Annotated in this window: 8 protein-coding genes; 1 reads left to right on the top strand and 7 read right to left on the bottom strand. The window is 61.6% G+C overall.

All coding sequences use genetic code 11. From position 1 onward, the window contains the following. Positions 1-217: 217 nt before the first annotated feature. A complete protein-coding gene (locus tag NKH17_RS18755) occupies positions 218-2902 on the top strand; it encodes an AAA family ATPase (RefSeq protein WP_352971806.1) in 2685 nt (894 codons plus the stop codon). A gap of 741 nt (positions 2903-3643) precedes the next feature. Here the strand turns inward: NKH17_RS18755 and ald are convergent. The 7 genes from ald to thiC form a co-directional block, all read right to left on the bottom strand. After that, on the bottom strand, positions 3644-4759 hold the full coding sequence (gene ald, locus NKH17_RS18750) for an alanine dehydrogenase (protein ID WP_352971803.1): 1116 nt from the start codon (positions 4757-4759) through the stop codon (positions 3644-3646). Positions 4760-5205: 446 nt separating this feature from the next. After that, on the bottom strand, positions 5206-5961 hold the full coding sequence (locus NKH17_RS18745; RefSeq protein WP_352971800.1) for a hydroxymethylpyrimidine/phosphomethylpyrimidine kinase: 756 nt from the start codon (positions 5959-5961) through the stop codon (positions 5206-5208). Then, positions 5952-6557 (bottom strand): thiamine phosphate synthase, encoded by a 606-nt coding sequence (locus tag NKH17_RS18740; protein ID WP_352971797.1) that lies wholly within the window; start codon positions 6555-6557, stop codon positions 5952-5954. Before NKH17_RS18740 ends, NKH17_RS18745 begins: the two co-directional genes overlap by 10 nt. Beyond that, positions 6554-7327 carry a thiazole synthase gene (locus NKH17_RS18735; protein WP_352971794.1) on the bottom strand — a complete coding sequence of 258 codons (774 nt, stop codon included), beginning with the start codon at positions 7325-7327 and terminating at the stop codon, positions 6554-6556. The genes NKH17_RS18740 and NKH17_RS18735 overlap by 4 nt, the downstream gene beginning before the upstream one ends. 3 nt (positions 7328-7330) lie before the next feature. Beyond that, entirely contained in the window at positions 7331-7528 is a 198-nt protein-coding gene (thiS, locus tag NKH17_RS18730; protein ID WP_031253541.1) for a sulfur carrier protein ThiS, read from the bottom strand. Further along, on the bottom strand, positions 7497-8498 hold the full coding sequence (gene thiO, locus NKH17_RS18725) for a glycine oxidase ThiO (RefSeq protein ID WP_352971790.1): 1002 nt from the start codon (positions 8496-8498) through the stop codon (positions 7497-7499). Before thiO ends, thiS begins: the two co-directional genes overlap by 32 nt. Beyond that, positions 8495-10330 carry a phosphomethylpyrimidine synthase ThiC gene (gene thiC, locus NKH17_RS18720; RefSeq protein ID WP_352971787.1) on the bottom strand — a complete coding sequence of 612 codons (1836 nt, stop codon included), beginning with the start codon at positions 10328-10330 and terminating at the stop codon, positions 8495-8497. Before thiC ends, thiO begins: the two co-directional genes overlap by 4 nt. Between the last annotated feature and the right edge of the window lie 100 nt (positions 10331-10430).

The following is a 10430-nucleotide window of genomic DNA, read 5'->3' as shown; positions in this document are numbered from 1 at the left end:
AAAGGTACGCACTTCCAGCTCTATTTTCCCGTGCGCGTTGCCGCCTGCCAAAAGCATTCCGGCTGTTTGCTGACGTGGCGGGGTGAGGCAGCTCATTTACCTGGAGCATCTTCAGCACCCTATGCGCCATCGCGAGGAAAGTTTGTCCCAACGTGCGAATTTACAGAATCGGAACAGATCAACAAGTATAATGATAACAAGATTCGGGGGGGCAGGAATGGCCGAAGTTGGACTTTTGGAATGGGCGGATAAGCAGCATGACTGGATCAGGGATGCCTTAAGAAGACACGCCGTGCGGCCGGGCTTCAACCTCGAGCAGGAGGATAAGGCCGGTGTAGCAGCTCAGGTCCGCCACGTCGGTGGATTTACCGTCGATCTGCCCGAAAGTTCTCCGCTCTCGGCGGAGCATTTGAGGGCCAACAGTTCGAACGAGCCGCGCGCGGTGCTTTGCTCACTCGGCCCCGTCAAGCATTTGAACCGCCTCGCCGAAGAGCAGCAACTGCGTTTCGCCACCGATGGCATCACCATTATCTACGGCGACAATGGAAGCGGAAAGAGCGGCTATTGCCGGATCGCGAAGAAGCTTTGCCGTAGCCTGACGGCGGATGATCTTCTTGGCAACGTGTTCGAGATCGGCGCCAAACCGCCGGCCGAGGTCCTTGTCCGGTTTCTCGAAGAGGGTGCTACGGAACCGACGCCCATCAACTGGAAGGACGGAACGCTGCCGCCGGCGTCAATTGCCCGAATTTCCGTTTTCGATTCCGCGAACGCTCGTCTCTACGTCGACAAGCAAAACCGTATCGGTTTTCTGCCCGCAACCGTCGCGCTTCTCGAAAGCCATGGACGTCACCGCAGCGAGCTCGAAGCCGACTTCCGCGAAGAAATCAAAGCGATCGAAAAGAACCTAAAGACACCATTACCAGGTGGGTACACAGCTGCCGGCGCGGTCGCAAAGCTGCTGGCTCGTCTCGAGATCAAGTCAAAGGACGTGATGCCTTCCGCCGCCGAAATCAAAAAACTCGCGGCGCTCTCGGAGCAGGAGATGGCTGATCTCGCTGGGCTCGAACAGGCTCTGGCAAGCGACCCTTCAACGATGGCCACAAAACGTCGGCGTGCCAAGGCGGCCTTGGAAAAACTGCTGACAGCATCCGAACAGATCGACGCGGCTCTCTCAGCGGACGCCGTCGAGATTTATCGTAACCTCTATGCAACGGCCGATTCGACAGCAAAGGCTGCACACCTCGCCGCTTCAGGCGCCTTCGCGACTATGCCGTTGAGCGGCGTTGGACTTTCTCCCTGGCGGTCTATGTTCGACCATGCCCGAGCCTATGCAGCAAGCGTCACTGGCACCGATCATCAGCACTTGCCAGATCAGGAAGGCGATCGTTGCCTGCTCTGCCAGGAGCCGATGACGGCAGACGCCGCGGGGCGGATCCGGTCCTTCAATGACTTCGTAACGGGCGCCGCAAATAAGGCGGCGCAAGTCGCATCTCTTGCCCATGAACAGGCCCTTCGCCAAATCAAAGGACTCGCCATTGCGACCGCGGAGGCGGTTGAGGCAGCTCTCGGAGAGTTTGGCGATCTGTCCGCCGCACGCAAGGCGATGGTGGCGCTGATCGTGGCATACTATGTCGCCGCTGGTAAAAGGCGTGATGCAATTGCCGGCGCGGCTGCGCTATCCGAGTACGCTGCGTTCCCGCAACTTGCAGCGCCAGTTGCATCGAAAGTCCGAGCGGAGGCGGAGGCGCTAGAGGCCGAAGCGCTGACAGACGACAAGGCAGCGGCCGACGACGGGAATCGCGCTATCGATAGAGCTCGTCGCGATACACTCAAGGATCGGAAAAAACTGGGCGACGATCTCACTATCGTTGTCGCGCGCCTGGCGAATCTCGAAGAGCGACGCAAGCTTCTGTCATGCTGCGACGCTGTCGAAACAGGCTCGGTGTCACGGCAGATGACGTCGCTTCGACGAAGCCTCGTCATGGAGAATCTCGAAAAGCGCGTCGTCGCCGAGATTGAGGCCCTGGCGTTAACGCACATCCCGTTCGCAGTTAATGATCGTAGTCAGGATGGGCAGAGCTATTTCGAGGTCGGGCTCAACGCGGCAAAAGCAATCCCAAACAGCAAGGTCTTGAGCGAAGGAGAGCAGCGCGCGCTTGCCCTGGCCTGCTTCCTAGCCGAGGTCGGAGGAGACACGTCGCGTCAAGGTATAATCATTGACGACCCCGTGTCGTCTCTCGACCATGTTCGGATCAGGCGGGTCGCGGCAAGGCTGGTGAAAGAAGCGGCCACAGGACGTCAGATCATCATTTTCACGCATAATCTTCTGTTCTTCAATGAAGTGGTTGACGCTGCCGCGCAGGCCAATCCGCCGATTCCTCTTGTTCGAAACTACATCAACAAGTCCGAATCCGCTGGCTTTGGCTTGATTAGCGAAACTGACGAGCCGTGGATCGCACAGTCTGTCACGAAGCGCATCGACACTCTCAAGACGCGCCTGAAGAGCTTCGACGGCGCCACTGATTTCACGACCGATGCCTGGCGAAGGTCGGCGAAGGATTTCTACACCGATCTTCGGGAAACCTGGGAGAGGCTTGTTGAAGAAATCCTGCTTGGGAAAGTCGTCGAGCGATTTAACAGCGATGTCAAAACGCAGAGCCTGAAGGGTGTTGTTGTCGAGGACGAAGACCACAAGCGAATCTATTGGGCCATGAAGCGAGTTTCGGAGCGTTCTGGACATGACATGGCGTCCGCCAAGGCCATTCCAGTTCCAATACCAGCCGATATGAAGGGCGATCTTGATGGGATCGACCAATATCGTATCGACACCATCAAACGAAAGAAGGATGCCGAAAAGCGTCGGATTGAATTCGAGCAGCCTCCCAAGGCGACCATGCTCTAGCTTGATGAATATCGTGGTCGCCATCGTCACCTGGCGGTCAAGCGCTTGCGCATCGCTCTTGCTTCTGACGTCGGCCATTTTGGATCGTCGCACAAATGAGATTGGTCGATCCGACACTGACCCGTGGGCGGGGGGCTTGGGGTTTACGAGCCGCTGGCGGATCGAACCGTCTCAGGCAACGCCGGGAAATTCACTGGACAATGGGGCATGAGCGCGGACACCTTGAGGCGAGAATTTGTCAGGGCCTCACGAATTCCAACGCGCCCTTCCTAAACGTGACTTGACGTCCTCGGAAAAGGCCCGGCTCCGCCGCCCCGGCCAATTGCGCGCTTCGATTTCCTGGTACGAGGCCACCAGGGGCGATGAGGACATGGTCTTGGACCGAAGCCCTACCTCGCAGTCACGCGCGAAAGCCGTGCCAGCGGCAGGTGCATGTCATGGGCCGGCAGTCTTCACAGCGCCGATAAGCCACCGACCATGCTCGTGCCGGGGTCGCGGAGGCCGGGCCACCGTTCTGTCGGCGTTTCCTATGTCCCCCGCTGCGCGCATCGTTTGATGCGTCCGGTCGCGCCGGTGTACTTCGGCTGGCACGTTCAGCCTCATCGTCGACCAGCATGTCGGGCCGACGAGCCTGCACCGCGTCGTTCACGGAAAGGGAGGGAAGACGCCACTCACCAATTTGCCAAAAAAAAGCCCACCGGGATGAACCGGCGGGCTGACGGAGGAAATATTGAAGTCGAATCAGGCGGCGAGCACCGCCTTCAGCTCGACCAGTTCATAGCCAAGCGCCTCGGCGACCGCACGGTTGGTGATCTTGCCCTTGTGGACATTGAGGCCGTTGCGCAAATGGTGGTCGTCGACCAGCGCCTTCAGGCCCTTGTCGGCGAGCTGCAGGCCATAATGAAGCGTCGCGTTGGCGAGCGCGTGGGCCGAGGTGACCGGCACAGCGCCTGGCATGTTGGCGACGCAGTAGTGGATGACACCATCGACTTCGTAAGTCGGGTCGGCATGGGTGGTGGCATGCGAGGTCTCGAAGCAGCCGCCCTGGTCGATGGCGACGTCCACGAGGACCGAGCCCTCCTTCATGCCAGACAGCATTTCGCGGGTGACGAGCTTGGGTGCCGCGGCACCGGGGATCAGCACGGCGCCAACGACGATATCGGCCGAAAAACATTCCTCTTCCAGCGCCTCGACGGTCGAGTAGCGTGTGTGCACGCGGCCGGTGAAGAGGTCGTCGAGCTGGCGCAGGCGCGGGATCGAGCGGTCGATGATGGTAACGTCGGCGCCGAGGCCGACCGCCATGCGGGCCGCATGCAGGCCGACGACGCCGCCGCCGAGCACCGTAACCTTGCCGGGCAGCACGCCGGGCACGCCGCCGAGCAACACGCCGCGGCCGCCATTGGCCTTCTGCAGCGCCGTGGCGCCGGCCTGGATCGACAGGCGGCCGGCAACTTCCGACATCGGCGCCAGCAGCGGCAGGCCGCCGCGGTCGTCGGTCACGGTCTCGTAGGCAATCGCGGTGACGCCGGAGGCGAGCAGGCCCTTGGTCTGCTCCGGATCGGGAGCCAGGTGAAGATAGGTGTAGAGGATCTGGCCGTCGCGCAGCTGCGCCCACTCGTTGGGCTGCGGCTCCTTGACCTTGACGATCATGTCCGACTTGGCGAACACGTCGGCGGCGGTCTTGGCAATGGTGGCGCCGGCTGCACGATAGGCGTTGTCATCGGCGCCGATGCCGGCACCGGCACCAGTCTCGACCAGCACTTCATGGCCGTGCGCAACATATTCGCGGACCGAGCCTGGCGTGAGGCCGACACGATATTCGTGGTTCTTGATTTCCTTGGGGCAACCGACGCGCATTTTCTTCTCCTGATCCGGGCCCTTTTGGGCTCACTCCCTGCATGGTCGGAGTGAACCATGAATCGGCACGCAAGTGTTTGCGAATGCGCTTGTGCGGACGGGCAGGTTTCGATAATTGTTGCGCGAAATAGCCAAATAACCGCAGGAATCCCGAAAATTGCCGCCCGACAGGATCGATATCGCTATTCTCGAGGCTTTTCAGAAGGAGGCGCCGGATCCAGTCTGTCTCGGACGCCGTCCCAATGACGGCTTGGCAAAACGAATGGGCGATCGCGCCGCGCTGCTGTAAAACCACCGCCTGCCGCCAATATCCTGCTGCCAAATGGTCGCGAGCTATGCGCGGGGGCACCTGCCGGTCTTCTCCCCGCCGGCAGGGCGCTATCTGCATACCGCTGGATGGACTTGATCGCCGCGCCGTCGCATTAGAGTGACTGAGGCAGCGTCACTCATTCGGCTGCCTTCTGAAGCTTCCCGAAAACAAACAGTTTGCCTTTGCGGACGCTGTCTTCGAGTGAGGTCTTTGCCAGATGTGCCGCAATCGCGCTGGCCAGCATGCAGCCCGTCCCGCGCATCGATACGGCAAGGCGCGGCATGTCAAAGCGGATTGGTTCTTGATCCAAGCGCAACAGAATATCGGTCGATCGAAGTCCCGATGCATGGCCGCCCTTGATCAGCAGGGCCTGCATCCCGGCCACCAGCAATTCCTGGCCTTGCCACACTGCGCCGTCTTCATCCACCGCCAATTCTGAGCCAATAAAAAGCGCCAGCTCGATGAGATTGGGTGTGACGAGACGGCAAAGGGGCATCAGGTCGCATTTCATGGCGGCGATGGCCCTTGCGTCCAGCAGCGCCCGGCCTGACGTGGAGGCCAGCACCGGGTCGAGTACTGCCGGCACCTGTGGATTTTCGCGTAGCACAGCCGCGACGGCAACGACGATCTCGGCCGTTGCAAGCATGCCGATCTTAATTACCGCCACCTCGTTGGCCTGCAGCGCGGCGCGCATCTGATCGGCCACAAGATCGGGCTGCGAAGGATGGATTTCCATGCCGGCGTCGTGCGTCTGCACCGTCACCGCTGTGACAGCCAGGCAGGTGCGCACGCCAATGGAAGAGATCGTCTCGATATCGCGTGCAATTCCAGCCCCACCGCTGGAGTCTGATCCGCCGACCACAAGCACATGCGGTTCTCGCCTCAGCGCCATGGCTTTGTCTTTTCGATCCATTCTCGCGTGCGCGCTTCGGGATCGGCATTCAACGTGATGTCGGTGACCACCGCCGCGCTGTCCGCACCAGCCTCGAAGACACCGTCGAGCCGGTCGGGGTTGAGGCCGCCGATGGCGACTAGGGGAATGGGTACCACCCGATGCTTCCACTCGCTGATCCGCTCGAGCCCTTGCGGCGCCCATTTCATCTGCTTCAGGACGGTGGGATAGATGGGGCCGAGCGCGATATAGTCGGGCTCGGCAGCGATGGCCGTTTCCAGTTCTAGATGATCGTGCGTGGAAAGCCCGAGCTTCAATCCGGCGTACTTAATCGCCAGCAGGTCGGCCGCAGCCAAATCCTCCTGGCCGAGATGGACGAAGTCGCAGCCTTCCTCGATTGCCGTGCGCCAATAGTCGTTGACGATCAGTTGGCAACCATGGACCGCGCAGACGTCGTTCGCGCGGCGGATTTCCGTCCGCAGCGTGGCCTCGTCCCTATCCTTGATGCGCAACTGAACCAGCTTAACGCCAAGCGGCACCAGCCGTTCGATCCAGGCGGCGCTGTCGAGGATCAGGTAGAAGGGATCGAGCTTCATGAAAAAACCCCCCTGCCAATTGTCGGCGTCGACGGCACGGCGACGTCGCGCGGTTCAAGCATACCCGAGCTGAAAGCTTCACGACCGGCCTCGACCGCCTTGCCGAACGCACGCGCCATGCCGACCGGATCGGCCGCCTTGGCGACCGCGGTGTTCAGGAGTACGGCGTCAAAGCCGAGCTCCATGACGGTTGCCGCGTGCGACGGCCGTCCGAGCCCCGCATCCACGATCAGCGGAACATCAGGGAAATGTCCGCGCATCGAGCGCAGCGCCGTGATGTTGATCGGTCCGAGAGCGGAACCGATCGGAGCGCACCACGGCATCAAGACCTTGCAGCCCGCCGCAAGCAGCCGCTCGGCAACGACAAGGTCGTCGGTGGTATAGGGGAATACAGCAAAACCGTCCTCACACAGGATGCGGGCGGCTTCGACCAGACCGAACACATCCGGCTGCAGGGTGTCGTGGTTGCCGATCACTTCAAGCTTGACCCAGTTCGTACCGAAGACTTCGCGCGCCATTTTTGCGGTCGTGACCGCTTCCTTGACGGAGTGGCAGCCAGCAGTGTTGGGCAGGATTCTGACACCAAGCGAGCGGATCAACGACCAGAATTCTTCGCCAGCCCTGCCGCGTGCCATTTCACGGCGCAACGACACGGTTACCACCGCCGTGCCCGATGCCCTGACTGCATAGGCAAGGATGGCCGGCGAAGGATATTGAGCCGTGCCAAGAAGCAAGCGGGACGGAAGCTCGGCTTCATAAAGCTCGATCATGGCCTAGCCGCCCTGCATGGGCGAGAGGATTTCAATCCGGTCGCCGTCGTTCAACTGGAATTCCGCCCGGTTGGCTTTGTGCACGAGGTCATTGTTGACGGCCGTCGCCAGCCAATCGCCCTCATAGTCAAGCGCGGCAAGCAGCGCCTCTAGCGTGGTGGCGGCAACCTCATGCGCTTCGCCGTTGACCATCAGTTTCATGGGCAAGCTCCTTGGTTCTGTCTTGACTGAAAACCAGGTCGGCAGCCTGGCGCGCCATGGCGGGAGCCAGGAGAAAACCGTGACGATAGAGCCCGTTGATCGCGATGATTTCACCGTTCGTTTCGACGCGCGGCAAATTGTCGGGAAAGGCTGGGCGGACGCCGACACCGGTTTCAACGATCTCGGCCTCCCCAAAGGCCGGGTGGAGGGCATAGGCGGTACCCAGCAGCTCCATCATGGAGCGCGCCGTGACCGGTCCGCCGGACTGGCTTTCAATCATCGTCGCACCAATCATGAAACGGTGGTCGGTGCGCGGCACTGCATAGAGTGGAAAGCGCGGATGCAGCAGCCTGACGGGGCGCGACAGCGAGATATCAGGTGTACGCAGGGTGAGCATTTCGCCGCGAACGCCGCGCAGCCAGTCATTTTGCGCCGCCATTCCCGTACAGTCGATCTGACGATCGAAACCAAAAACATGCTGGGCGTCGGCGCCGAAGTGGAATTCAACACCCGTGGCCGCGAGCTTGTCATGAAGTGCTGCCATCGCCTGGCGCGGATCAAGATGGCCCTCAGCGGCGAAGAGCAATCCGCGGCGGACGCGGCCGGCTAAGTCGGGCTCCAGCAAGGCAATTTCATCTTCCTCGACGCGCCGAAAGCCCGTCGTGCGGCTGGCGAACCGGTCGAGCTCGCCCGCATCGCGCGGCGCGGCCACGACCAGCGTTCCGGCCCGCGTCACCTGGCCGGGCGTTGCGGCATCCCACCAGTCGGCGGCACCGCGCCCGAGATCCAGCACCGGCTGCTCGGCGCTTTCACGCTCGCACCATGGCGCCAACATGCCACCGGCGAACCACGACGCATTGCCGCCAAGGGCAGGCCTTATCTCGGCAACGGTAACCGCCACGCCGCGTGCGGCGAACTCGAAGGCGGCGGTGAGGCCGGCGACGCCGGCCCCTTTGACCAAGACCTTCATGATGGCTCACGTGGCTGAGGTATGAGCGGTGCGCCGGTCTCGCCCGCAGGCATGTAGAGATCGCCGCCCTCGCGGTATTTCGCCGCCATCGCCGCCATGCCCTCCTTCTGCGCCTCGGCGCGGATGTCGTGGGAAATACGCATCGAGCAGAATTTCGGCCCGCACATCGAGCAGAAATGCGCCACCTTGTGCGCCTCCTTGGGCAAGGTCTGGTCGTGGAAAGACCGCGCGGTTTCTGGATCAAGCGACAGGTTGAACTGGTCCTCCCAGCGGAACTCGAAGCGCGCGCGGGAAAGGGCATCATCCCTGGCTTTCGCCGCCGGATGACCCTTCGCCAGATCGGCGGCATGGGCGGCGATCTTGTAGGTGATCACGCCGATCTTGACATCGTTGCGATCGGGAAGGCCGAGATGTTCCTTCGGCGTGACATAGCAGAGCATGGCGGTGCCGAACCAGCCGATCATCGCCGCGCCGATGCCGGAGGTGATGTGGTCGTAGCCCGGCGCGATGTCGGTCGTCAGCGGTCCAAGCGTATAGAACGGCGCCTCGCCGCAGACAGCGAGTTGCTTGTCCATGTTCTGCTTGATCTTGTGCATCGGCACGTGGCCAGGCCCCTCGATCATCACCTGGCAATCCTTCGCCCAGGCGATCTTCGTCAACTCGCCAAGCGTTTCCAGCTCGGCGAATTGCGCCGCATCGTTGGCATCGGCGATCGAGCCGGGACGAAGGCCGTCGCCGAGCGAGAAGGACACATCATAGGCGCGGCAGATGTCGCAGATCTCCGCGAAGTGCTCGTAGAGGAAGCTTTCCCGGTGATGGTGCAGGCACCATTTTGCCATGATCGAGCCGCCGCGCGAGACAATGCCGGTAACCCGATCGACCGTCAGCGGGATGTAATGCAGCCGCACGCCGGCGTGGATGGTGAAATAGTCGATGCCTTGCTCGGCCTGTTCGATCAGCGTGTCGCGGTACACCTCCCAGGTCAGATCCTCGGCAATGCCGCCAACCTTCTCGAGCGCCTGGTAGAGCGGCACCGTGCCGATCGGCACCGGCGAGTTGCGGACGATCCACTCGCGGATGTTGTGGATGTTGCGGCCGGTCGACAGGTCCATCACCGTATCGGCGCCCCAGCGGATCGCCCACACCATCTTTTCGACCTCTTCAGCCATCGACGATGTGACGGCGGAGTTGCCGATATTGGCGTTGATCTTGACCAGGAAATTGCGGCCGATGATCATTGGCTCGCTCTCGGGGTGGTTGATGTTGGCGGGAATGATCGCCCGTCCGCGCGCCACCTCGTCACGCACGAATTCGGGCGTGACGAAATCGGGCAGTGTCGCGCCGAAAGCCTCGCCGTCGCGCTCAAGCTTGCCGTGCAGGATCTCGCGACCAAGGTTCTCGCGAATGGCGACGAACTCCATTTCGGGTGTGATGATGCCGGCGCGCGCATAGGCAAGCTGCGTCACCGCCTTGCCTGCTTTGGCCTTGAGCGGTCGGTGGCGGATGGGAAATTCCGGCGTCAGGCGTTCGCCCGTCGCGAATCCGTTGTCCTCCGGCCGGACATGGCGGCCGTCACAGCCCTCGACATCGCCGCGCGCCAAAATCCATTCGCGGCGAAGTCGGGCCAGGCCTTTTTCGATGCTGGTTTCGACAGCCGGGTCGGTATAGGGGCCCGACGGATCGTAGACGGTAACGGGCGGCTCGCCGGCTGTCGGATGGACGGAGATTTCGCGCATCGGCACTTTGATCTGCGAGTGGATGGTGCCGGGCTTGTGGATCTTCCGCGAGGCGGGCAGCGGTCCCGTCGACACGGCGGGGGTAAGCGCATTCATCTTGAGGCTCCTTTGCTCATGCATTGGAGACCCAGTTCTGTGCCGGAAGGATGAAAAGACGCTTCTGTCGACCTGCCGAAACAGGACCTCGGGCGTAAAC

The organism is Mesorhizobium sp. M1334, from assembly GCF_040317995.1.
In the GTDB taxonomy this organism is placed as follows: Bacteria; Pseudomonadota; Alphaproteobacteria; order Rhizobiales; family Rhizobiaceae; genus Mesorhizobium.
This window is presented reverse-complemented; position numbering and strand designations above follow the sequence as displayed.

Bases quoted from the DNA above. Each gene is read 5' to 3' on its own strand.
- thiO (WP_352971790.1), bottom strand. From the start codon at position 8,498: ATGAAGGTCTTGGTCAAAGGGGCCGGCGTCGCCGGCCTCACCGCCGCC.
- thiS (WP_031253541.1), bottom strand. From the start codon at position 7,528: ATGAAACTGATGGTCAACGGCGAAGCGCATGAGGTTGCCGCCACCACG.
- thiC (WP_352971787.1), bottom strand. From the start codon at position 10,330: ATGAATGCGCTTACCCCCGCCGTGTCGACGGGACCGCTGCCCGCCTCG.
- NKH17_RS18740 (WP_352971797.1), bottom strand. From the start codon at position 6,557: ATGAAGCTCGATCCCTTCTACCTGATCCTCGACAGCGCCGCCTGGATC.
- NKH17_RS18755 (WP_352971806.1), top strand. From the start codon at position 218: ATGGCCGAAGTTGGACTTTTGGAATGGGCGGATAAGCAGCATGACTGG.
- NKH17_RS18735 (WP_352971794.1), bottom strand. From the start codon at position 7,327: ATGATCGAGCTTTATGAAGCCGAGCTTCCGTCCCGCTTGCTTCTTGGC.
- ald (WP_352971803.1), bottom strand. From the start codon at position 4,759: ATGCGCGTCGGTTGCCCCAAGGAAATCAAGAACCACGAATATCGTGTC.
- NKH17_RS18745 (WP_352971800.1), bottom strand. From the start codon at position 5,961: ATGGCGCTGAGGCGAGAACCGCATGTGCTTGTGGTCGGCGGATCAGAC.